The sequence below is a fragment of the Streptomyces sp. NPDC006733 genome (assembly GCF_040636125.1).
In the GTDB taxonomy this organism is placed as follows: Bacteria; Actinomycetota; Actinomycetes; order Streptomycetales; family Streptomycetaceae; genus Actinacidiphila.
In genome coordinates this window covers 101,957-124,561 of record NZ_JBEYJD010000006.1, presented here as the reverse complement: position 1 = coordinate 124,561, position 22,605 = coordinate 101,957, and the positions used below count along the sequence as shown (strand labels likewise).

The window sequence follows — 22,605 nt, the reverse complement described above, 5'->3', positions numbered from 1 at the left end:
GACATTCGGCCGCACGGCGCGTCGCGCGCTCCTCTGCCGCCCCGGGCGACCCCACGATGGAGCCATGTCCAGCCATCGCACGGAACCGGTCGTGGAATCCGCCCGTCCAAGCCACATGCTGCTGAAAAAGCTCCGTAGAACCGTGTCGGTCGCGGTGCTGGCCGCGTCCCTGACAGCCCTGTCCACCGGCTGCGGCCAGGACCGTCCCGCCACCGGCGCGCCGCCGTCCGACAACGTCGGGGGCGACCACAGCCCCTCCACGTCGGCGACGGGGACCCCGCTGCCCACGACACCGACCGGTGGTTCGCCGTCGTCCGGTCCGTCGTCCGGTGGCACCTCGACCTCCGGCGGCACCTCGACCATCCCCTCCGGGACCCGCGGGATCGAGTCCCGGGTCGTGTACCTCTCCACGGGGGTGCGCAACCCGCCCGCGGTGCACTCGGTGGTCACGAGCGAACTCGAACTCTCCCGCTTCCCGAGCTGGTTCGCGGGCTCCGATCCGGCGGCCGCCCGCGAGATCGCCCAGCGGAGCCAGAAGACGGACTTCTCGCGCAACGTGCTCGTGGGCTGGACGGAGACCACCGGTTGCAGCCAGGCCACCGGCGTCGCGCTGCTCGCGAGCGGCGACCGGCTGACGCTCGGGGTCAGCCAGCCGAAGCCCCCGCCCGAGTGCCTCGTCGCCAACCGCGTCACGGTGGTGTTCGAGGTGCCGCGGGACCGCATGCCGAAGCATCCGGTGTTCGGGGTGCGACGGGAGCCGGCCACCTCGCCCGGCCCCGGTACGACGGTGGCGTTCGCGCACCTCGACGTCGTGGCGGCCCAGGGCCAGGGCGGGCCAGGGCGTTCCAAGGGGTCGGAAGTGACCCAGCCCGCCCAGCTGAACACCTATCTGGCGGGTCTTCCCGCCTCCGGCGCCTCCGCCGTGCGCGCGCAGCTGGCCGCGCATCCGCCGAAGAGCGGGGAGCGGCGCTTCGGCTTCGAGCTCTCCGGCTGCCGGCCCACCGGCGCCACGCTCCTCGTCTCGCCCGAGGGACGGGTCTCCGCGGCGCCGACCGGGGGCGAGAACATCCGCTGCATCCGGCCCGAGTTCTACGCGGCGGTGCTGGCCGTCCCGGTGAATGTGCTGCCGACTCGCGTCACAGCCATTGACTGACGAAAACTTTCCGGCTATCCGTGTCAACTGAAGAAAACTTTCAGCGTGCTCATCTCCTCCAGCCGGAAGGAGTTCGACATGCACCATCAGCCATCCCGCCGAACCGTCCTCGCCACCGCGGCCGCCACCGCCGTCACGGCGGGCGCCCTCGCCGCCGGTGTCCCCTCGGCCCAGGCCGCCGTTCCGGACCGCAGGCTCATCCGCGCGATCATCGCGCGGATGAGCCGTGCGGAGAAGGTCGGCCAGCTCTTCGTGATGCGGGTCTACGGTCACTCCGCCACCGCCCCCGACGCCGCCGACGTCGCCTCCAACCAGAGCGAGATGGGCATCTCCAACGCCGCCGAACTGATCGCCAAGTACCACCTCGGCGGCATCATCTACTTCAGCTGGGCGCACAACACCCGCGACCCGCACCAGATCGCCGACCTCTCCAACGGCATCCAGCGCGCCGGGCTGGCCCACGGGACGCCGATCCCGTTGCTGATCTCCACCGACCAGGAGCAGGGCGCGGTCGCCCGGATCGGCTCCCCCGCCACCCTCTTCCCCGGCGGGATGGCGCTGGGCGCGGACGGCGATCCGCACGACGCCCGCGCCGCGGCCCGGGTCGTCGGTACCGAACTCGGCGCCATGGGCGTCAACCAGAACTTCTCCCCGGTCGCGGACGTCAACGTCAATCCGGCCAACCCCGTGATCGGCGTACGGTCCCTCGGCGCCGATCCGCAGGCCGTCGCCGCTCTGACGGCGGCCCAGGTCAGGGGGTACCAGGGGGCCGGGATCGCCGCCACGGCCAAGCACTTCCCAGGGCACGGGGACACCGGCACCGACAGCCATTTCGAGCTGCCGGTCATCACCCATTCGCAGGACGAGTGGCGGCGGATCGACGCGCCGCCGTTCCGTGCCGCGATCGCCGCCGGGATCGACTCGATCATGACGGCCCACATCCTGGTGCCGGCGCTGGACGACTCGGGCGACCCCGCCACCCTCTCGCACCCGATCCTCACCGGAATCCTCCGGGAGGAGCTGGGTTACGACGGTGTCGTGATCACCGATTCGCTCGGCATGGCAGGGGTGCGGCAGAAGTACGGCGACGACCGGGTGCCCGTGCTCGCTCTCAAAGCCGGAGCCGACCAGCTGCTGAACCCGCCGCTCCTCGACGTCGCCTGGCACGCGGTGCTCGACGCGCTCGCGTCGGGGGAGATCAGCGAGCAGCGGATCGACGAGTCCCTCGTCCGGATCCTGGAACTCAAGGCCCGCAGGGGCCTGTTCCGCGATCCGTACGTCACGCACCAGGGCGTCGACCGCGCGGTCGGCATCCGTTCGCACCTCGCGACCGCCGAGCGGATCACCGACCGCACCGTCACGCTGCTCTCCAACCCCTCCCGGATCCTGCCGCTGCCGCGCCGCGCGCACCGGAACCTGCTCGTCGTCGGCGCGGATCCGGCCGCGCCGTCCGGCACCGGCGGCCCGCCGACCTCCGTCCTGGCCAAGGCGCTCACGGACCTCGGCCACCCCGCGGAGTCCCTGCCGACCGGGACCGCGCCGGGCAGGGCCGTCATCGACCAGGCCGTCGCCGCCGCCCGCGGCAAGGACGCCGTCGTCATCGGGACGTACAACGTCACGGGGGCCTCGACCGGTCAGATCGCCCTGGTCGCGGCACTGGTGGCGACCGGCGTGCCGGTCGTCCAGGTCGCCGTGCGCAATCCGTACGACATCGCGTGGCTCGACGGCGTCGCGGCCGGGTTGGCGGTGTACGGCTGGACCGATGTGTCGATGCGCGCGGCGGCGCGGGTCATCGCCGGGAGGGCGGCTCCGACGGGGCGGCTTCCGGTGGCGGTGCCGCGCGCGGACGATCCGCGACAGGTGCTCTACCCGATCGGCCACGGGCTGGGGTACCGGTAGCGGGCCACCGGGAACGGGCTGCCGGTGGTGCGGTGTCGGTGGTGGGGTGTCGGTGGTGGGGTGTCCGTGACGGGCCGCCGGTCATGGGCTGCCGGTCACGGGCTGCCGGTGGCCGGGGCATTCGCGAACACGTTCTGCCAGGTTGTGACCCCTTCGGAACGGGTCCGCCCGAACGGGATCCGGCAGGCCCTCCCCTCGGTCGGATCCGCCCCCTACCCTGACGTATGGGTGCATCTTGCCCGGGGGAACTCAGGGGGGCCATCATGCGCGGATACGGCCATGTCGGATCGTTTCTGCACACCGCGGTGACATCGGCGGCCGTGCTCAGCGCCCTCACCGCCCTCATCGCTCTCGGGGCCTGCGCGCCCTTCCAGGGGGCGGCGGGCGGCGGGGGGCGGGCGGGATCGGCCTCACCGGCGGCCACGGGCACCGGGGGGACGTTCCTGGCGGAGGGCGCGTGTGCGCAGAGCGATCCGCTGGACTCGTACGTGGAGGTGGCGTGCTCGGATCCCTACGCCATCGCCCAGGTCACGGTCCGCCTCCACGGCCTGCTGCCCGACGCCTCGGCGGGCGGATCGCAGACGGACAGCCAGCCGACGGGCGGATCGTCCGGCACACCGCCGAGTGCGGCGGCCGGCGGCTCGACCGTACGGGCGGGGACCCGCTGCCCGGAGACGACCGACTTCGTCCTGACCGTGCGGTCCGGTCGGTCGCCCGGCTACGCCTGCATGCGCAAGCTCGACGACCCGCACCCCGGTGACCCGGGGGCGGGCGGCGGGCCGCGCACCATCGTCGGCGACTGCGTCTACTCGACGGGTGCCGGCGAGGTGAAGGAGACGGCCTGCGACGGTTCCAGCCGCAACAAGCCCGGATACCGGGTCGAATCGATCGCACCCGATCGCGCGCAATGCCCGCCCGGAACCGATCTGTTCGTCAGCGTCGGGCCGGCGGGCACCGGGTGCGCCCGCCGGCTCTGAGCTGCGTCCGCGCCTACAGCGGGTGGCGCCGGTCCATGAGCTCGCTCGGTACGTCGAGCTTCGCGTCGAACGAGGGCACGAGCGTCGTGGCCTGGGTGACGCCCGCCCACTTCAGCACCTCGGCGGTCGCCTTGGCGTTGTCCGCGGGGTTCAGCGCGGCGATGTTCGCGCCGTGGTTCGCGCCGGGCGCCCACATCACGAAGGAGTCCTTCGCGCCCTTCCCGAGGCGGAACGGCTCCGCGCCCCACGGGTCGTTGGTGCCGTACACGAAGAGCATCCGCTGGGCGTGGTGCCGCACCCAGTTGTCCACGTCGGGCATCGCCTGCGGCTGGAACGTCATCGGGATGGACCGCGGCACGTACGAACGCGGCTGGTAGATGCCCGGGTAGCGCAGCAGGCCCTTGAGGTGCGGGGTCGCGAAGGTGGGCGCGCCGAGCTGGGTGCCGGCCTGGTAGAAGTACGGCGTGTAGTACTCCAGGCCCTGGTCGGTGTAGAAGTCGAAGCCGGAGATGGTGTCGATGAACGTGTACAGCTCATCGGTGGTCGCCGTCGGCGCGGGGACGGTCGGGCACTCCGCCTCCAGGTGGTACTGCCAGAACGCCCACACCAGGTCCAGCACCACGTTCTCGTACGCCTTGTCGGCGCTGCCCACGGTGGTGAAGGTCAGGGAGTTGTCGTCGGCGTACTTCTGGTAGCGGGCGACGATCTCGTCCCGGCGGACCAGTGCCTCGCGCTGCACGGCGTTGAGCGCGGCCCGGCAGTCGGCGTTGCCGACCCTCTTGAAGAACTCCGTGTAGGCCGAGTCCTCCTTGTTGACGACGTCGTTGGGCGCGACGTAGGCGACCGTTCCGTCCATGTCGTCCGGGTAGAAGCGGCGGAAGTAGGTGGCGGTCATGCCGCCCTTGCTGCCGCCGGTGTCGAGCCAGTTACGGTCGTAGATCCGGTTCAGCGCCCGGAAGATGCGGTGCTGGTCGCTGGCGGCCTGCCAGATGTCGAGCTTGGACCAGTCGGCCGGCTCGGCGGGACGGGACGGGGTGAAGAACCGGTACTCCATGGAGACCTGGTTGCCGTCGATGAGCCGGGTCGGCTCCGACCGGCTCGCGTTGGTGGAGAGCCCGTAGCCGGAGGTGAAGAAGACCGTCGGACGGTCGGTCGCCTTGTGCAGTACCGTCAGCCGCTGCTGGAACGTCCCCTTCCAGGGGCGCCGGTGGTCGATCGGCTGGGTGTAGTTGAGGACGAAGTACCGGTAGCCGGTGACCGGCTTCTCCTCGATGAGGGTCATCCCGGGTATCGCCAGGATGCGGTCCTTGATGTCGGTGCTCGCCGCGTCCGCGGCGCTGTTCGCACCGGTCGCGGCCGCGCTGTCCGGTCGGCCGGCGGCGGCGGCCGTTCCCGTCGCACCGGCCCCGACCGCACCGGTCGCGCCGACGAGCAGCATCAGTGACAGCAGCCATCTGAGCGCCTTACGCATGGACCCTCCCCTGGGTTCACGGACGTTGCCGCAGAACCTAGGGGAGCAACGGTCCTACCGCCAGAGGGCGTTGCGGCAGTGCATTTTCAGGCGGCGGCCCGTACTTCGCCGACGAATGTGCGCCACAGGCGGGCGTATCGCCCGTCGGCGGCGAGCAGTTCGTCGTGCGTGCCGTCCTCGACGACGCGGCCGTGGTCGAGCACGACGACACGGTCGGCGCGCGAGGCCGTGGTCAGCCGGTGCGCGACGACGAGCGTCGTGCGCCGCACCGCCAGCCGGTCGGCGGCCTGGTTGACCAGCCCTTCCGTCGCCAGGTCCAGCGCGGCCGTCGCCTCGTCCAGCAGCAGGACGTCGGGATCGACGAGCTCGGCCCTGGCCAGGGCTATCAGCTGGCGCTGGCCGGCGGACAGGTTGCGGCCGCGCTCGGTGACCAGGTGCAGGTAGCCGCCGTCGAGCGTCGCGATCATGTCGTGCGCCCCGACCGCGCGCGCCGCTGCCTCGACCTCCGCGTCGGTCGCGTCCATCCGCCCGTAGGCGATGGAGTCGCGCACCGTTCCGGCGAAGAGGTACGGCTCCTGCGGGACGACGCCCAGCCGCTGCCGGTAGGCCGTCATGTCCAGCTCGCGGATGTCGGTACCGTCGACCAGGACACCGCCACCGGTCGGGTCGTAGAACCGGGCGACCAGCTTGACCAGCGTGGACTTGCCCGCGCCGGTCTCGCCGACGAAGGCGACCGTCTGCCCGGCCGGTATCCGCAGGTTCACGCCGCTGAGCGCCTCGGCCCCGTCCCCGTACCGGAAGTGCACGTCCTCGAAGGTGATCTCGCCGCGCAGCGCCGGGACGGGCAGCGGTCGGGCGGCGGGCGGGGTGGTGCTCGGCATCCGCAGCAGCTCCCGGATCCGGCCGAGCGACACCGACGCCTGCTGGTAGCCGTCGAAGACCTGCGACAGCTGCTGCACCGGGGCGAAGAAGAGGTCGATGTAGAGCAGGTACGCGACGAGCGCGCCCGCGGTCAGCGTGCCCGCGCCGACGCGCTGGGCGCCGATGATCAGCACCAGCGCGGCGGCGCCGCTGGAGAGCAGCTGGACGAACGGGAAGTAGACCGAGATCAGGAACTGTCCGCGCACCCGGGCCTCGCGGTACGCGCTGCTGCGCTCCGCGAAGCGGACGGCGCCGCCGCGCTCCCGGCGGAACGCCTGCACGATGCGCAGCCCGGCGACGTTCTCCTGCAGGTCGGCGTTGACGACGCCGACGCGCTCGCGGGCCAGTTCGTACGCCCGGACCGACTTGCGGCGGAAGACCCAGGTGGCCAGGACCAGCGGCGGCAGCGTCGCGAAGACCAGCAGGGCCAGCTCCACGTCCAGGGCGAGCAGCGCGATCAGGATGCCGAAGAAGGTGAGCACGCTGACCAGGGCGGTGACCAGGCCCGTCTGCAGGAAGGTCGACAGCGCGTCGACGTCCGTGGTCATCCTGGTCATGATCCGGCCGGTCAGTTCGCGCTCGTAGTAGTCGAGCCCGAGCCGGTGCAGGTGCGAGAAGATCTTCACGCGCAGGGTGTAGAGGACGCGCTCGCCGGTCCTGCCGGTCAGCCGCGCCGAGCCCCACTGCGCCGCCCACTGCACAGCGACGATCACCAGGCCGGCGGCCGAGGCCGCCCAGACCGCGCCGAGCGCGGCCTCCCGGACGCCGGAGTCGATGCCGTGCCGGATCAGCACGGGCAGCATCAGCCCGGCGACGGCGTCCGCCGCCACCAGCAGCAGGCTCAGCAGCAGCGGGGTGCGGAAGCCGCGCAGCAGGCTGCGCAGGCCGAACTCCTCGTCGACGATGCGGGCCTGTGCCTCGTCCACCCCGGGGGTGTCGGTGGCGGGCGGCAGCGCCGCCACCTTCGCGAGCAGGTCGGGAGAGGCGGGCATCCCGGCCATCGCGGCGGCCATGCCGCCGGGTCCGCCGCCCGCCGGGACGGCCGGGGCCGCGGCGGGGCCGTTCGCCCGGGCCGTGCCCGGCGCGGACCCGTCCGCCGGCAGCGGCTCCCTGCGCCACAGCGCGGGCGTCACCCCGTCGAGCGGGCCGGCGTCCTTCGACGTGCCGGACTCGGGTGCGGTGGCGGTGCGTTCGGCCAGTCCGGTCGCGGCGCCCTCGCCCGACCAGGCGGCGGCGAGGACCCCGGCCGGGTCGGCGGTGACCACGTCGGCGCCGAGCGCGTCCGGGTCGGTCAGCAGCTTGCGGAACAGCGCGGAGCGCTCCTCCAGCTCGTCATGGGTGCCGATGTCCGCCAGCCGGCCGTCCTCCAGTACGGCGATCCGGTCGGCGAGCGCCAGCGTCGAGCGGCGGTGGGCGATGAGCAGCGTCGTCCGGCCGGTCACGACCTCGCGCAGCGCGTCGAAGATCTCCGCCTCGACCTGGGCGTCGACCGCCGAGGTCGCGTCGTCAAGGAGCAGCAGCCGCGGGTCGGTCAGGATCGCGCGGGCGAGGGCGACGCGCTGGCGCTGGCCGCCGGACAGGGTCAGTCCCTGCTCGCCCACCACGGTGCCGTAGCCCTCGGGGAGCGCCTCGATGAACTCGTGCGCCTGCGCCGCGCGGGTCGCGGCGAAGACCTGCTCGTCGGTGGCGTCCGGGAATCCGTAGGCGATGTTGGAGCGCACGGTGTCGGAGAACAGGAAGCTGTCCTCGGGCACCATGCCGATGGCGCCGCGCAGCGAGTCGAAGGTGAGGTCGCGGACGTCCTCGCCGCCGATGCGCACCGCGCCGCCGGTGGCGTCGTAGAAGCGCGGCAGCAGCAGCGAGACGGTGGACTTCCCGGAGCCGGAGGCGCCGACGACGGCGACGGTCTCGCCGGGCTCGACGCGCAGCGAGAAGTCGCTGAGCACCGGCCGCTCGGGGTCGTACCCGAAGGTGACGTGGTCGAACTCGACGGTGGCCGCGCCCTCGGGCAGCGTGCGGGTGCCCTCCTCCAGCGTCGGCTCGGTGTCGATCAGTTCCAGGACGCGTTCGACGCCGGCCCGCGCCTGCTGTCCTACGGTCAGCATCATGGTCAGCATCCGCACCGGGCCGGTGAGCTGCGCGAGGTACGTGGAGAACGCGACGAACGTGCCGAGCGTGATCTGCCCGCGGGTCGCCATCCATCCGCCGAGGGCCAGCATGCCCACCTGGCCGATCGAGGGGACGGCCTGGAGGGCCGGGCTGTAGCGCGCGTTGAGCCGGATCGAGCGGAGCCGGCCGGCGAAGAGCTTCCTGCTGACGCCCTCCAGCTTGTCCATCTCCTGCTGCTCCTGGCCGAAGCCCTTCACCACGCGGACACCGGTGACAGACCCGTCCACGATGCCCGCGACGGCCGCGGCCTGCCCCTGGGCGTACCAGGTGGCGGGGAAGAGCTTCTTGCGGCTGCGGTCGGCGATGAACCACAGGGCGGGGGCGACGGCCAGCGCGACGAGGGTCAGCAGCGGGGAGAGGGTGAGCATCACGACCAGGGACAGCACGAACAGCAGCACGTTGCCGATCATCATCGGCAGCATGAAGAGCAGGCCCTGGATGAGCTGCAGGTCGCTGGTGGCCCTGCCGACCACCTGGCCGGTGTCCAGTTCGTCCTGCCGCCGGCCGTCCAGCCTGGTCAGCGAGCGGAACATGTCGCTGCGCAAGTCGTGCTGCACGTCGAGGGCGAGCCGGCCCCCGTAGAAGCGCCGCACGTACGTCAGGACGTAGACGGCGACCGCGGCGACCACCAGCACGATCGCCCAGGGCAGCAGCGGCCGGTCGTGCGCCACCACCACGTCGTCGATGATCAGCTTCGGCACCAGCGGCACGAGCGCGGTGACGGCCATCCCGCCCAGCGACGCGCCCAACGCCAGCAGGACGTTGCGGCGGTACCGCCAGCAATAGCCGACCAACCGCCGCAACCAGCCCTGCTCCGGCTCAACCTTCGCCGATGTCACCCGGGTCCTCCCACCGATCCACGACTACCCGACGCTGCAACGCGCTGGCGTGCGGATTTCATCCTGCAGCAACAAACCATGGCCGAAGAGGGGCCAAGGTCTCATGTCTCTCGGGCAATGGGCCCAAGCCCTGCTCGAGCCGGGCCGCCCCGGTGGGCGGGTCCGGTCGGTGGTGCCGGGGGGATCTCGGCGGCGGGGTCGTCCGCGTCGCGAGAGGTCACCCGGCGGTGCGGCGGGCCTCCGCTATCTGCCGGGACATGATCGTGGTCAGCTCGTACGCCGTGTGGGAGGCCGCGACGGAGGTGATCTCCGCGTGGTCGTACGCGGGGGCGACCTCGACGACGTCGGCGGAGACCAGGTGGCACGAGGAGAGGCCGCGGATGATCTCCAGCAGCTCGCGGGAGGTGAGCCCGCCGGCCTCCGGGGTGCCGGTGCCCGGGGCGTGCGCCGGGTCCAGGACGTCGATGTCGATGGAGATGTAGAGCGGGCGGTCGCCGATGCGCTCGCGCAGCTGCTGCGCGACCTCGTCGACACCGCGGCGCATGACGTCCGCCGAGGTGACGATGCCGAAGCCCATCTTCTCGTCGTCGTCCAGGTCCTTCTTGCCGTAGAGCGGGCCCCGGGTGCCGACGTGGGAGAGCGCCTCGGTGTCGAGGATGCCCTCCTCGACAGCCCGGCGGAACGGCGTGCCGTGCGTGTACTCGGCGCCGAAGTACGTGTCCCACGTGTCCAGGTGCGCGTCGAAGTGGAGCAGGGCGACCGGCCCGTGCTTGCGGGCGACCGAGCGCAGCAGCGGCAGCGCGATGGTGTGGTCGCCGCCGAGCGTCATCAGGCGGGCGCCGGTGTCGAGCAGGTCGTCGGCGGCGGCCTGGATGGATTCGACGGCCTCGTTGATGTTGAACGGGTTGGCGGCGATGTCCCCCGCGTCCGCGACCTGGGCGAGCGCGAACGGCGAGGCGTCCTGCGCCGGGTTGTACGGGCGCAGCAGCCGGGAGGCCTCACGGATGGCGTTGCCGCCGAAGCGCGCGCCGGGGCGGTACGAGACCCCGCTGTCGAACGGCACACCGACCACGGCGACGTCCGCCCTGCCGACCTCGTCCAGCCGCGGCAGCCGGGCGAACGTGGCGGGGCCGGCATACCGCGGGATGCGGGACGAGTCGATCGGTCCGCGCGGTTCGTTGCTGCTCATCGGGGTGCCTTCTTTCGTGTGACTCGTGGTGCTTCGACGTGGTTCGAGTCTCCCCCGATCCACCGACAGGCGAATGGGGCCTGTGGATAACTTCGGGTCCGGGCGATTCGGGGACGATGTTAGGTGGCCGCACGCGCGCCGAGAAGTGTACGTTTCCTCCACTTATGGCAATTCCAATGGATGGATCGCACATGCCGACGCTGGCGCCGCCCACCCCTCCGGTCCCGCTCGCCGATCTGCTGGCCCGCGCCGACCTGGGACTCCGCCAGGTCGCGGGCCCGCGCGAGGACGTACCCGTCCACTGGGTGCACAGCAGCGAGCTGGCGGACCCGGCGCCGTACCTGCTGGGCGGCGAGCTGCTGCTGACCGCCGGAGTGCACTTCCCGCCCTCGGCGGGCACGGCGGACGGGCCCCAGGACGACTACCTCGACCGGTACGTGGCGCGCGCCGCCGGGGCGGGGGTCGCGGCGCTCGGCTTCGGGCTCGCGCCCGTCCACGACGTGACGCCCCGCGCCCTCGTGGCGGCGTGCGACCGCCACGGCCTGCCGCTGGTGGAGGTCCCGCCGCAGACCCCGTTCACCGCGCTCGCGCGGGCCGTCTGGCAGGCGATGGCCGAGGCCCGCCACCGCGAGCTGCGCCGGGTCGCCGAGGCCCAGCGGTCCCTGGCCTCCGCCGCCGCCCGCCCCGAGCCGGTCCCCGCCGTACTGCGCCAGCTCGCCCGCCACCTGGGCGGCTGGGCCGCCCTCCTCGGCCCCGGCGGGGCGGAGCTGTACGGGGCGGGCACCCGGCCCGGCCCGCCGGTCCGCTCGGCGCTCGACGCGCTGGCCCAGGTCGTCAGGCCGCTGCCGGACGACCGGCCGCAGGACGCGCAGGCTCCGTCGTCCGCCACCGACACCGTCGCCGGTACGCAGCTGGCGGCCTACGCGCTGGCCGGCGGCGCTCCGGGCGAGGGGCTGGTGCTGGCCGTCGCGGCGGCGCGCCGTGACGCGGCCGACAACGCCCTCGCCGGGGTCGCCACCGTGCTGCTCTCCCTGCTCACCGGCCCCTACCAGGGCACGGCCGACACCGACCGTTCGGCCGCCCTGGTGCGACTGCTGCTCGGCGCGCGCCCCGAGGACGTCGCGCCCCTGCTGACCGGCCCCGCCGGCCCGGCCGGGGAGCCCGGTCGGGGGCCGCGCTGGATCGTGGTGCACGGGCGCCGCCGCGGCACCGGACCCGCCCGGGGCGAGACGGCGCCCCTGGCCGCCGCCGCGCTGGCCGCCGCCCTCGGCACCGCCCTGGTCGACGCGGACGGGGACGCCGTCCGGGCCCTGCTGCCCGCCGACCGCCAGGTCGCCGCGCAGCCGGGCTGGATCCTGGGGGTCAGCGGCCCCGCGTCCACGGAAGGGCTCGCCGCGGCCGACGTCCAGGCGGCCGGAGCGCTGCGCCGGGCCGTCGCGAACGGCTCCGAACTGGCCCGGCACCGCGGCGGCGGCGCGGGCATGGCGGTGCTCGTGGCGCCCGAGGAGGCGCGCGCCCAGGCCCGCGCGCTGCTGGAACCGCTGCTGGACTCCCCCGCCCTCGTGGAGACGCTCCGCGCCTGGCTGGCGCTGCACGGCAGCTGGGACCGCAGCGCCGTCGCCCTGGAGGTGCACCGCAACACGGTGCGGCAGCGCATCGCCCGGACGGCGGCGCTCCTGGACGCGGACCTGGACGACCCCGACACCCGGATGGACCTGTGGTTCGCCCTGCGCTGGCTGTGAGCAGCGGCGACTCCGACGGCGCGGTGGATCCGGAGGACGCCGCCCGGACGCGCGGACCTGCCGCCGGCAGCCCTCGAAATGTCCGGTTCCGGGCCCGCCGAGGGTCACACATCGGTGTCGATCACCCTCGACCCCTACGCGCGTGCGGCCAGGCGCGACAATGAGACACATGCCCCATGACACGACGCCGTCCCGCCAGTCCCTCGCCGAGCACCTCATACGCACCCGTATCGCGGGTGACGTGGCCACGAGCCGCGAGAACAACCTGGATCACTACCGTGAGCTCGCCGAGGGGAACCGCTACTACTGGCTGGGCCTGGATCTGGGCACGCGGTGGACGGATCCGCGGGCCGTGCTGGAGCTCATGGCGGAGCGCTGCGGGGTGGTCGCCGACCCGAAGCACCGCAGGGGGCAGGACACCATCGACGCGGAGCTGACGATCGACGCGCTGGACCGGATGGCCGTCGAGCTGCGCAAGGCCGCGGAATCGCGGGCCCGCGTGCTCTTCGCCACCGGCCACCCGGCCGGGATGTTCGCCGTCCACCAGGAGCTGGCCGCCGCGATGCGCGCCGCCGGGTGCGAGGTCCTGCTGCCCGCGGACCGCCTGTACGCCGACAACGGCGAGATCCGGCACATCGGCGGCGTGTCCGTCCTGCACCGCGGCGGCAACCTCATGCACACCCACTCCCCCGACCCGATGCGGGAGGTGCTGGACGCGATGGAGAGCGAGGGCCAGGAGCCCGATCTCGTCGTCGCCGACCACGGGTGGGCGGGTTACGCGGGCAGCCAGGGCATCGACACGGTCGGTTTCGCGGACTGCAACGACCCCGCGCTGTTCGTCGGCGAGGCCGAGGGCGACCTGACGGTGACGGTGCCCCTGGACGACAACGTGGCGCCCCACCTCTACGACCCGCTCACCGCGTACCTGCTGGCCGCCGCCGGCCTCGAAGCACGGAGCTGAGCGAGCCGCGGGCACGCGGCCTACCTCCGCGCAGCGGATCCGGACTCTGCGGATCCGGCGACTCTGGTTACGATCGCAGAGGGGCTCCAGAAGGCAGGCGCAACGTGATCCGTGTAGCGATCGTCGATGACGAGGCGCTGGTCAGGGTCGCCCTGCGGCGGATTCTGGAATCCGCGGGAGACATCGCGGTGGTCGTCGACCGCGACGGCCGGGACGCGGTGGCCGCCATCGAGGCGGCCGGCCCCGACCTCGTGCTGCTCGACGCCGTCATGCCTCCCCCGGACGGGCTGACGGTGCTGCGGGAACTGCGCGCGCTGCCGCGGCCGCCAGTCGTGGCGATGCTCACGGCGTTCGACACCAGCGCCTGGATCAGCGCCGCCATGCGGGAGGGCGCCACCGGTTTCCTCCTCAAGGACACGGCCGTGGGCACGCTGATCGACTCGGTGCGGGTCCTGGCCTCCGGCGGCACGGTCTTCACCCCCACCGTCAGCCGTACCGTCGTGCGCGGCTACCTCGGGGCGGGGGCCGACGTTGGTCCCGAGGGCGCGGACGCCGTCGCGCTCGGGCTGCTCACCTCGCGCGAGCGCGAAGTGCTCGTCCTCATGGCGGCGGGTCGGCAGAACGCCGACATCGCGACACGGCTGGGCATCACGGTCGCCACCGTCAAGGACCATGTGCGCGCGGTGCTGCGGAAGCTGGACGCGCCCAACCGGGTGGCCGCGGCCGTGCTCGCCCACCGCGCGGGGCTCGTCCCGGCGGCGGAGCGGACGTGAGGCTGCGGCCGGCCGTTACGGAGGCCGTCCTCATCGCCCTGTCCGCGTCCGAGGTGTGGGCCACCCGGTCGCTGGGCGGCTCCCTCTCGCTCGCCGTCGCGTGCACGGCGACGGCCGCGCTCCTGGTGCGCCGGCGGTTTCCACTGCTGGCCTTCGCGGCGACGCTGCCGGCCCTCTCGCTCGGGTACGTGTGGCTGGCGCCGATGGCCGCGCTCTTCCAGGTCGCCTACGGCGGAACGGGCCGCACCGCGCCGGCCGGCGCCGGGGCGGCGACCGGCCCCCGCGTCACCCCCCGCATGTGGGTCGTCGGCGGCTGCGCCGCCGCCGTGGCCGTGGTCTCGTTCGTCCCCTGGCCGTGGCTCGGCACCGTCGACTGGGAGCCCGCGGCCACGATCCTGGCCCTGCTGCTGTCGGCGCTGCTGGCCACCGCCCCCACGGCGCTGGGGCTGCTCGGCGCCTCCCGGCGGGAGCTGGCGGCGCGCCTGGCCGAACTGGCCGAGAGCCGGGAGCGCGAGGGGCGGCTCGCCGCCGAGCAGGCCGTCGTCCGGGAACGGGCGCGGCTCGCCCGCGAGATGCACGACACCGTCGCGCACCACATCAGCCTCATCGCGGTGCAGTCCGGCGCGCTGGAGGTCACCGCGCGGAGCCAGGAGGCCCGTGACGCGGCAGGAGCGGTGCGGGAGCTGAGCCGGGACGCGCTGGACGAACTGCGCAACCTGGTGGGCCTGCTGCGGCTTCCGGTGACCGGGACGGCCGACCCGTCGGAACCGACCGGCTCGTCGATCCACCCGCCGGCCGGACCCGGGCTGGCCGAACTGCCGGCGCTGCTCGCCACGGCGGGACCCACCGTGCGGAGCCGGGTCGACGCGGGAGGCTGCCCCGCGCCCCTCGGGCAGGCCGCCTACCGGATCGTCCAGGAGTCGCTGACCAACGTGCGCAAGCACGCGACGGGCGCGGAGACGGAGGTCGACGTGCGGCTGGCCGGGGGCCGGCTGCTCGTCAGCGTGCGCAACGGCCCCGCGGACGGGCCGCCGGGTCCGCACCTGCCCTCCGGCGGCCACGGCCTCACCGGCCTGCGCGAGCGGGCCGCCCAGTTGGGCGGCACCCTGGACGCCGGCGCGCAGCCCGACGGCGGCTTCCTGGTCCGGGCCGTCCTGCCCGCCTAGCCGGAAGCGCGGACCGCTAGCGGGGGACGCGGACCACGCCCTCCTGGATGACGGACACCACCAGGCGCCCGTCCTGGGTGTAGATGCGCGCCGTGCCCAGGCCGCGGCCGCCGGACGCCGAGGGGCTCTGCTGGTCGTACAGCAGCCATTCGTCGGCGCGGAAGGGCCGGTGGAACCACATGGCGTGGTCCAGGCTGGCGCCGACCACGTCGCCGACGGCCCAGCCGCCGCGCCCGTGGGCGAGGAGGACCGAGTCCAGCAGCGTCATGTCCGAGACGTACGTGGCCAGGCAGACGTGCAGCAGGGGGTCGTCCGCGAGCTTGCCGCGGGTGCGGAACCACACCTGGGAGCGCGGTTCGCGAGGGCCCTGCCCGGCGGCGAGGAACGGCGGGTCCTCGGCGTACCGCAGGTCGACGGCGGCCCGCGCCTCCAGGAGGCGGTCGATGACCTTGGGGTCGGGGAACCGGTCCGCGTGCGCGGGCAGCAGCTCCTCCGCGGTGGGCAGCGTCTCGGGGTCCGGCGCCGGCGGCATGGGCTCCTGGTGCTCGAGCCCCTCCTCGTGCTCCTGGAAGGACGCCGACAGGTGGAAGATCGGCTGCCCGTGCTGGACGGCCACCACCCTTCGGGTGGTGAAGGAGCGTCCGTCCCGGATCCGGTCCACCTGGTAGACGATGGGCGCGCCGGGGTCGCCCGGGCGCAGGAAGTACGCGTGCAGGGAGTGCGCGGCACGGTCGCCGGGGACGGTGCGGCCCGCCGCGACCAGCGCCTGGGCGGCGACCTGGCCGCCGAACACCCGGGGGACGACCGCCGACCTGCTGATGCCGCGGAAGATGTCCTGCTCGATCCGCTCGAGGTCGAGCAGATCGAGCAGGGACGTCAGTGCCGTGTTCACAGGGACGCGCTCACAGGCCCATCGACTTGGCGATGATGGAGCGCATGACCTCGCTGGTGCCGCCGTAGATGCGGTTCACGCGGTTGTCCGCGTACAGGCGGGCGATGGGGTACTCCAGCATGTAGCCGTAGCCGCCGTGCAGCTGCAGGCACTTGTCGATCACGCGGGACGCGACCTCGGTGCAGAACAGCTTGGCGGAGGCGGCGTCGGCGGCGGTGAGCTCACCGGCGTCGTGCGCGTCCAGGGCGCGGTCGACGACGGCCTGGGCGGCGTCCACCTCGGCCTTGCAGTCGGCGAGCACGAACTTGGTGTTCTGGAACGCGGCGACGGACTGGCCGAAGACGGTGCGGTCCTGCACGTACTCCTTGGCGAAGGCTATGGCGGCGGAGGCCTGCGCGTACGCGCCCACGGCGATGGCCAGACGCTCCTGCGGCAGGTTCTGGCCGAGGTAGGAGAAGCCCTTGCCCTCCTCGCCGAGCAGGTCCTCGACGGGCACCTTCACGTCGGTGAAGGACAGCTCGGCCGTGTCGGAGGTCCTGAGGCCGAGCTTCTCCAGCTTGCGGCCGACCGCGTAGCCCTCGGACTTCGTGTCCACGACCAGCAGGGAGATGCCCGCGCGGCGGTCCTCGGGGGTGGCCGGGGCGGTTCTGGCGCAGACGATGACGCGGTCGGCGTGGACGCCGCCGGTGATGAACGTCTTGGCGCCGTTGAGGACGTAGTGCGTGCCGTCCTCGGAGAGCTTGGCGGTGGTCTTCATGCCGGCCAGGTCGGAGCCGGTGCCCGGCTCGGTCATGGCGATGGCGGTCATCATGTCGCCGGAGACGAAGTCCGGGAGCCAGCGCTTCTTCTGCTCGTCGTCGCAGTAGGCCAGCAGGTACGGGAGGCAGAGGCCGGTGTGCACGCCGCTGCCGCCGAAGCTGACGCCCGCGCGGGCGCACTCCTCGGTGATGACGGCCTGGAACTTGAAGCTGGTCTCGCCGGCGCCGCCGAACTCCTCGGGCACTTCGATACCGAAGACGCCCAGCTCGCCGAGTTTGCGGTAGAAGTCGCGGGGAGCCTGGCCGGCTGCCAGCCACTGGTCGTAGACGGGCACGACCTCGGTGGCGATGAAGTCCCGGATCGTCTCGCGGAACGCTTCGTGGTCCTCGTTGAACACCGTACGACGCACTGCGCGCCTCCTTGTGGCCTGAGACATGGATCCGGGACGGGCATCCGGAAAATAAGCAAGCGCTCAGTAAGTTACTCGCCGGTCGTCCATGCTGTCCAGAGCCGTCAGTGCGGCGAGTGCCAGCCGGCGCAGCAGCGCGGCGGTGTCGTCGCGGCCCGGGAGGCCGCTGTGGGCCCCCAGGTGCGGGGTCGAGTTGAGCAGCCCGAAGACCGCGTGCACAGCCGCCCTCACCTGCGGTTCGGGTGCGGCCGGCCGCACCTGCCGGACCACCTCCACCCACTGCTCGACGTACTGCCGCTGGAGCTGGCGCACCAGCTTGCGGTCGGAGTCGCGCAGCCGGTCCAGCTCGCGGTCGTGCAGGGTGATCAGGGGGCGGTCGTCGAGCGCGAAGTCGATGTGGCCGCGGACCAGCGCGTCCAGCGCCCCGGCCGGGTCCGTGGCCTCGGCGACCCGGGCCTTCCCGGCCGTCAGCAGCCGGCCGCTGATGCCGACGAGCAGCTCGGCGAGCATCGCGTCCTTGCCCGCGAAGTGCCGGTAGAGACCGGGTCCGCTGATGCCGACCGCGGCCCCTATCTCGTCCACGCCGACGCCGTGGAATCCGCGTTCGGCGAAGAGCCGGGCGGCCTCGCGGAGGATCTGGTCGCGGCGGTTCTCCGTCGTCTTCGTGGGGTGCATACAACGAGTCTAGACAATCCCGTTAGCGAGCGTTAACGTGAAGGCCACCACGTTAACGCTCGCTAACTTCCGGGGGCCCGACACATGGCAGCACCCGTCCTCTCCAGCGCCGCCGATCCGGCGTCGGAGACCTACCGCGCCAACGCGGCGGCGCACGCCGAACTGAGTGCGCGGCTGCGCGACAAGCTCGCCGCGGCCCGGCTCGGCGGCGGTGAGAAGGCCCGCGCCCGGCATACCGCGCGCGGCAAGCTCCTGCCCCGCGACCGGGTGGACGGGCTGCTCGACCCCGGCTCGCCCTTCCTGGAGCTCGCCCCGCTCGCCGCCGACGGGATGTACGAGGGCCAGGCCCCGGCCGCCGGCGTCGTCGCCGGCATCGGCCGGGTCTCCGGCCGCGAGGTCGTGATCGTCGCCAACGACGCCACGGTCAAGGGCGGCACGTACTACCCCATGACGGTGAAGAAGCACCTGCGGGCGCAGGAGATCGCGCTCGACAACCGGCTGCCGTGCGTCTACCTGGTCGACTCCGGCGGCGCCTTCCTCCCCAAGCAGGACGAGGTCTTCCCGGACCGCGACCACTTCGGCCGGATCTTCTACAACCAGGCGACGATGTCGGCCCGCGGCATCCCGCAGATCGCCGCGGTGCTGGGCTCGTGCACCGCCGGCGGCGCGTACGTCCCCGCCATGAGCGACGAAGCGGTGATCGTCCGCAACCAGGGCACGATCTTCCTGGGCGGCCCGCCGCTGGTGAAGGCGGCGACCGGCGAGGTCGTCACGGCCGAGGAGCTCGGCGGCGGCGAGGTGCACTCGCGGACCTCCGGCGTCACCGACCACCTGGCCGAGGACGACGCCCACGCGCTGCGCGTCGTGCGGAACATCGTGTCCACCCTCGGGCCGCGCGTGCCGCGTCCGTGGGACGTGGACCCGGTCGAGGAGCCCGCCGTGGACCCGGCGGGGCTCACCGGCGCGGTGCCCGTCGACTCCCGGACCCCGTACGACGTGCGGGAGGTCATCGCCAGGATCGTCGACGGCAGCCGGTTCGCGGAGTTCAAGTCCGAGTACGGCACCACGCTCGTCACCGGCTTCGCCCATGTGCACGGCCACCCCGTGGGCATCGTCGCCAACAACGGCATCCTGTTCGCCGAGTCCGCCATGAAGGGCGCGCACTTCATCGAGCTGTGCGACCAGCGCGGCATCCCGCTGCTCTTCCTGCAGAACATCTCCGGCTTCATGGTGGGCCGCCAGTACGAGGCGGGCGGCATCGCCAAGCACGGCGCGAAGATGGTCACCGCGGTGGCCTGCGCGCGGGTGCCCAAGCTGACGGTCGTCATCGGCGGCTCGTACGGCGCGGGCAACTACTCGATGTGCGGGCGGGCGTACTCCCCGCGCTTCCTGTGGATGTGGCCCAACGCCAAGATCTCCGTGATGGGCGGCGAGCAGGCCGCGTCCGTCCTCGCCACCGTCAAGCGCGACCAGATCGAGGCGGCGGGCGACACCTGGGAGCCCGACGAGGAGACCGCGTTCAAGGACCCCATCAGGGCCCAGTACGACACCCAGGGCAACGCCTACTACGCGACCGCCCGGCTCTGGGACGACGGCGTGATCGACCCGCTGGAGACCCGCCAGGTCCTGGGTCTGGCACTGACCGCCTGCGCCAACGCGCCGCTGGGTGAGCCCGGCTACGGCGTCTTCCGGATGTGAGGACCGAGATGACCATGTTCGACACCGTCCTCATCGCCAACCGCGGCGAGATCGCCGTCCGGGTGATCCGCACCCTGCGGCACCTCGGCGTGCGCTCGGCCGCCGTGTTCAGCGACGCGGACGCCGACGCCCGGCACGTCCGCGAGGCCGACACCGCGGTCCGCATCGAGAACTACCTCTCCATCGACGAGCAGTTGCGCGCCGCCGCCAGGGCCGGGGCGCAGGCCGTCCACCCCGGCTACGGCTTCCTCGCGGAGAACGCCGCCTTCGCCCAGGCCTGCACCGACGCCGGGCTCGTCTTCATCGGGCCGCCGGCCTCGGCGATCCAGCTGATGGGCGACAAGATCCGCGCCAAGGCGACCGTCCGGGAAGCGGGCGTCCCCGTCGTCCCCGGCTCGTCCGGCAGCGGCCTCACCGACGACCAACTGATCGGCGAGGCGCGGAAGATCGGCATGCCGGTGCTGCTCAAGCCGTCCGCGGGCGGCGGCGGCAAGGGCATGCGCCTGGTGCGGGACGAGGCGCTGCTCGGCGACGAGATCGCCGCCGCCCGGCGCGAGGCCCGCGGCTCCTTCGGCGACGACACCCTCCTCGTCGAGCGCTGGATCGACCGGCCGCGCCACATCGAGATCCAGGTGCTGGCCGACGCGCACGGCAACGTCGTCCACCTCGGCGAGCGGGAGTGCTCGCTGCAGCGCAGGCACCAGAAGGTCATCGAGGAGGCGCCCAGCGTGCTCCTGGACGAGGCCACCCGGGCGGCGATGGGCGAGGCGGCCGTGCAGGCCGCCCGCTCCTGCGGCTACGTCGGGGCCGGCACCGTCGAGTTCATCGTCCCCGGCGCCGATCCGTCCGCGTACTGCTTCATGGAGATGAACACCCGCCTCCAGGTGGAGCACCCCGTCACCGAACTGGTCACCGGCCTGGACCTCGTGGAGTGGCAGCTGCGCGTCGCGTCCGGCGAGCGGCTGCCGTTCGGGCAGGAGGGCGTCACCCTCACCGGCCACGCCGTCGAGGCGCGGATCTGCGCCGAGGACCCGGCCCGCGGCTTCCTGCCCTCCGGCGGGACCGTGCTGGCGCTGCACGAACCGCAGGGCGACGGGGTGCGCACCGACTCCGGGCTCGCCGAGGGCACCGAGATCGGCAGCCTCTACGACCCGATGCTCTCCAAGGTCATCGCGTACGGGCCCGACCGCGCCACCGCGCTGCGCAAGCTGCGCGCCGCGCTGGCCGGCACCGTGACCCTGGGCGTCGCCACCAACGCCGGTTTCCTGCGGCGGCTGCTGGCCCACCCGGAGGTGGTCTCCGGCGTCCTCGACACCGGGCTGGTGGAGCGCGAGGTCTCCTCGCTGACCTCGTCGGATGTGCCGCCCGAGGTCTACGCGGCCGCGGCGCTGCTGCGCCAGGCCGCCCTGCTCCCGCCGGCCGACGCCACCACCTGGACCGACCCTTTCTCGGCGGCCGACGGCTGGCGGCTGGGCGGCGAGCCGGCCTGGACCACCCACCACCTGCGGGTGCCCGGCCACGAGCCGCTGGCCGTCCGGGTCCGCGGGAACGAGGTCCGGGTGGGCGAACAGGCCGCGGTCCCCGCGCGTCTGGCCACCGACGGGAGACGCGCCGTCCTGCACTGGGACGGGGCCACCCACTCCTTCCACCACGCCGGGGCCTGGCTGGGCCGTGACGGGGACAGCTGGCACGTCGCGGACCACGACCCCGTCGCGGCGGCCCTGAGCGGCAGCGCGGGCGCCGGCGGCACCGGCGCGCTCACCGCGCCGATGCCCGGCACCGTGACCGTCGTCAAGGTCGCGGTCGGGGACGAGGTGACCGCGGGCCAGAGCCTGCTGGTCGTCGAGGCAATGAAGATGGAGCACGTCATCACCGCCCCCCACGACGGCACGGTCGCCGAGATCGACGTCACCCCCGGCAGCACCGTCGCCATGGACCAGGTGCTCGCCGTCGTCACCCCCCGGGAGGAGTCATGACCAGCGGGCTGCCCATGTCCGTGCCGGCGTCCGGACTGCCCGCGCGGGTCAGGATCCACGAGGTCGGCGCGCGCGACGGACTGCAGAACGAGAAGACGACCGTCCCGACCGCGGTGAAGGCCGAGTTCATCCACCGGCTGGCCGCCGCCGGGCTCGGCACGATCGAGGCGACCAGCTTCGTGCACCCCAAGTGGGTGCCCCAGCTGGCCGACGCCGCCGAACTGATGCCGCTGCTGGCGGACGTCGACGCGCACCTGCCGGTGCTGGTCCCCAACGAACGGGGCCTGGAGCGGGCGCTGGCGCTCGGCGTCCGGGAGATCGCCGTCTTCGGCAGCGCGACCGAGTCGTTCGCCAAGGCCAACCTCAACCGGACCGTCGACGAGTCCCTCGCCATGTTCGAGCCGGTCGTCGCCAGGGCCCGGGAGACCGGGGCCACCGTCCGCGGCTACCTCTCCATGTGCTTCGGCGACCCGTGGGAGGGCCCGGTCCCGGTGGACCGGGTGGCGGACGTCGCCCGTCGGCTGTACGACCTGGGATGTACCGAGCTGAGCCTCGGAGACACGATCGGGGTCGCCACCCCCGGCCACGTCACCGCGCTGCTCGCCGCCTTGGCGGAGCAGGGCGTCCCGGTCGACCGGCTCGCCGTGCACTTCCACGACACGTACGGCCAGGCCCTGTCCAACACGCTGGCCGCGCTCCAGCAGGGCGTGACCGTCGTCGACGCGTCGGCGGGCGGCCTCGGCGGCTGCCCGTACGCCAAGAGCGCCACCGGAAACCTCGCCACGGAAGACCTCGTCTGGATGCTGAACGGCCTCGGCATCGACACCGGGGTCGACCTCGACCGCCTCACCGCCACAAGCGTGTGGATGGCGGAGCAGCTCGGGAGGCCAAGCCCCTCCCGCACCGTCCGCGCCCTCTCCCACCAGGAGCCGTAGT

The 22,605-nt window shown here is 73.2% G+C and carries 16 protein-coding genes; 10 read left to right on the top strand and 6 right to left on the bottom strand.

Annotated features, from left to right (window positions below):
• Positions 1 to 64 precede the first annotated feature (64 nt).
• The 3 genes from ABZ721_RS08090 to ABZ721_RS08080 all read left to right on the top strand — a co-directional run bounded on the left by ABZ721_RS08090 (position 65) and on the right by ABZ721_RS08080 (position 4,029).
• Entirely contained in the window at positions 65 to 1,153 is a 1,089-nt protein-coding gene (locus tag ABZ721_RS08090; protein WP_358787756.1) for a hypothetical protein, read from the top strand.
• 78 nt (positions 1,154 to 1,231) lie between these two features.
• Positions 1,232 to 3,052, top strand: coding sequence for a glycoside hydrolase family 3 protein (locus ABZ721_RS08085; RefSeq protein WP_358787755.1), 1,821 nt, complete (start codon positions 1,232 to 1,234; stop codon positions 3,050 to 3,052).
• A gap of 263 nt (positions 3,053 to 3,315) precedes the next feature.
• A complete protein-coding gene (locus ABZ721_RS08080) occupies positions 3,316 to 4,029 on the top strand; it encodes a hypothetical protein (RefSeq protein WP_358787754.1) in 714 nt (237 codons plus the stop codon).
• Between the two features lie 13 nt (positions 4,030 to 4,042).
• Here ABZ721_RS08080 and ABZ721_RS08075 read toward each other — a convergent pair whose 3' ends face one another.
• From ABZ721_RS08075 to speB, 3 genes are all read right to left on the bottom strand, one after another.
• Positions 4,043 to 5,500, bottom strand: a complete 1,458-nt coding sequence (locus tag ABZ721_RS08075; protein ID WP_358787753.1) for a S28 family serine protease — start codon at positions 5,498 to 5,500, stop codon at positions 4,043 to 4,045.
• 86 nt (positions 5,501 to 5,586) lie between these two features.
• Positions 5,587 to 9,429, bottom strand: coding sequence for an ABC transporter ATP-binding protein (locus tag ABZ721_RS08070; protein ID WP_358787752.1), 3,843 nt, complete (start codon positions 9,427 to 9,429; stop codon positions 5,587 to 5,589).
• Positions 9,430 to 9,646: 217 nt separating this feature from the next.
• Positions 9,647 to 10,618: an agmatinase gene (speB, locus tag ABZ721_RS08065; protein WP_358787751.1), complete on the bottom strand. Its 972-nt coding sequence runs from the start codon at positions 10,616 to 10,618 to the stop codon at positions 9,647 to 9,649.
• A gap of 191 nt (positions 10,619 to 10,809) precedes the next feature.
• Here speB and ABZ721_RS08060 point away from each other — a divergent pair, with 191 nt between their 5' ends.
• The 4 genes from ABZ721_RS08060 (at position 10,810) to ABZ721_RS08045 (ending at position 15,260) form a co-directional block, all read left to right on the top strand.
• Positions 10,810 to 12,360 carry a PucR family transcriptional regulator ligand-binding domain-containing protein gene (locus ABZ721_RS08060; RefSeq protein ID WP_358787750.1) on the top strand — a complete coding sequence of 517 codons (1,551 nt, stop codon included), beginning with the start codon at positions 10,810 to 10,812 and terminating at the stop codon, positions 12,358 to 12,360.
• Between the two features lie 169 nt (positions 12,361 to 12,529).
• Positions 12,530 to 13,321 carry a phosphatase gene (locus tag ABZ721_RS08055; RefSeq protein WP_358787749.1) on the top strand — a complete coding sequence of 264 codons (792 nt, stop codon included), beginning with the start codon at positions 12,530 to 12,532 and terminating at the stop codon, positions 13,319 to 13,321.
• Positions 13,322 to 13,425: 104 nt separating this feature from the next.
• Positions 13,426 to 14,094 (top strand): response regulator transcription factor, encoded by a 669-nt coding sequence (locus tag ABZ721_RS08050; protein ID WP_358787748.1) that lies wholly within the window; start codon positions 13,426 to 13,428, stop codon positions 14,092 to 14,094.
• Positions 14,091 to 15,260 carry a histidine kinase gene (locus ABZ721_RS08045; protein ID WP_358787747.1) on the top strand — a complete coding sequence of 390 codons (1,170 nt, stop codon included), beginning with the start codon at positions 14,091 to 14,093 and terminating at the stop codon, positions 15,258 to 15,260. Before ABZ721_RS08050 ends, ABZ721_RS08045 begins: the two co-directional genes overlap by 4 nt.
• A gap of 16 nt (positions 15,261 to 15,276) precedes the next feature.
• On the opposite strand, the gene tesB is transcribed toward ABZ721_RS08045, so the two are convergent.
• The 3 genes from tesB to ABZ721_RS08030 form a co-directional block, all read right to left on the bottom strand.
• Positions 15,277 to 16,152, bottom strand: coding sequence for an acyl-CoA thioesterase II (tesB, locus tag ABZ721_RS08040; RefSeq protein WP_358787746.1), 876 nt, complete (start codon positions 16,150 to 16,152; stop codon positions 15,277 to 15,279).
• Positions 16,153 to 16,162: 10 nt separating this feature from the next.
• Entirely contained in the window at positions 16,163 to 17,320 is a 1,158-nt protein-coding gene (locus tag ABZ721_RS08035; protein WP_358787745.1) for an acyl-CoA dehydrogenase family protein, read from the bottom strand.
• Between the two features lie 63 nt (positions 17,321 to 17,383).
• On the bottom strand, positions 17,384 to 17,995 hold the full coding sequence (locus tag ABZ721_RS08030; RefSeq protein WP_358787744.1) for a TetR/AcrR family transcriptional regulator: 612 nt from the start codon (positions 17,993 to 17,995) through the stop codon (positions 17,384 to 17,386).
• An 84-nt stretch (positions 17,996 to 18,079) separates the two neighbouring features.
• On the opposite strand from ABZ721_RS08030, the gene ABZ721_RS08025 reads away from it, so the two are divergent.
• Genes ABZ721_RS08025 through ABZ721_RS08015 form a run of 3 tightly spaced genes read left to right on the top strand, consistent with a single transcriptional unit; the run spans position 18,080 to position 22,604 of the window.
• On the top strand, positions 18,080 to 19,693 hold the full coding sequence (locus ABZ721_RS08025; RefSeq protein ID WP_358787743.1) for a carboxyl transferase domain-containing protein: 1,614 nt from the start codon (positions 18,080 to 18,082) through the stop codon (positions 19,691 to 19,693).
• A 14-nt stretch (positions 19,694 to 19,707) separates the two neighbouring features.
• Positions 19,708 to 21,669 carry a biotin carboxylase N-terminal domain-containing protein gene (locus ABZ721_RS08020; RefSeq protein ID WP_358787829.1) on the top strand — a complete coding sequence of 654 codons (1,962 nt, stop codon included), beginning with the start codon at positions 19,708 to 19,710 and terminating at the stop codon, positions 21,667 to 21,669.
• Positions 21,666 to 22,604 carry a hydroxymethylglutaryl-CoA lyase gene (locus ABZ721_RS08015; protein WP_358787742.1) on the top strand — a complete coding sequence of 313 codons (939 nt, stop codon included), beginning with the start codon at positions 21,666 to 21,668 and terminating at the stop codon, positions 22,602 to 22,604. The genes ABZ721_RS08020 and ABZ721_RS08015 overlap by 4 nt, the downstream gene beginning before the upstream one ends.
• Position 22,605: the final 1 nt, after the last annotated feature.

Coding starts and splice junctions, on each gene's coding strand:
- ABZ721_RS08090 (WP_358787756.1), top strand. CDS start 65: ATGTCCAGCCATCGCACGGAACCGGTCGTGGAATCCGCCCGTCCAAGC.
- ABZ721_RS08085 (WP_358787755.1), top strand. CDS start 1,232: ATGCACCATCAGCCATCCCGCCGAACCGTCCTCGCCACCGCGGCCGCC.
- ABZ721_RS08080 (WP_358787754.1), top strand. CDS start 3,316: ATGCGCGGATACGGCCATGTCGGATCGTTTCTGCACACCGCGGTGACA.
- ABZ721_RS08075 (WP_358787753.1), bottom strand. CDS start 5,500: ATGCGTAAGGCGCTCAGATGGCTGCTGTCACTGATGCTGCTCGTCGGC.
- speB (WP_358787751.1), bottom strand. CDS start 10,618: ATGAGCAGCAACGAACCGCGCGGACCGATCGACTCGTCCCGCATCCCG.
- ABZ721_RS08060 (WP_358787750.1), top strand. CDS start 10,810: ATGCCGACGCTGGCGCCGCCCACCCCTCCGGTCCCGCTCGCCGATCTG.
- ABZ721_RS08055 (WP_358787749.1), top strand. CDS start 12,530: ATGCCCCATGACACGACGCCGTCCCGCCAGTCCCTCGCCGAGCACCTC.
- ABZ721_RS08030 (WP_358787744.1), bottom strand. CDS start 17,995: ATGCACCCCACGAAGACGACGGAGAACCGCCGCGACCAGATCCTCCGC.
- ABZ721_RS08025 (WP_358787743.1), top strand. CDS start 18,080: ATGGCAGCACCCGTCCTCTCCAGCGCCGCCGATCCGGCGTCGGAGACC.
- ABZ721_RS08020 (WP_358787829.1), top strand. CDS start 19,708: ATGTTCGACACCGTCCTCATCGCCAACCGCGGCGAGATCGCCGTCCGG.
- ABZ721_RS08015 (WP_358787742.1), top strand. CDS start 21,666: ATGACCAGCGGGCTGCCCATGTCCGTGCCGGCGTCCGGACTGCCCGCG.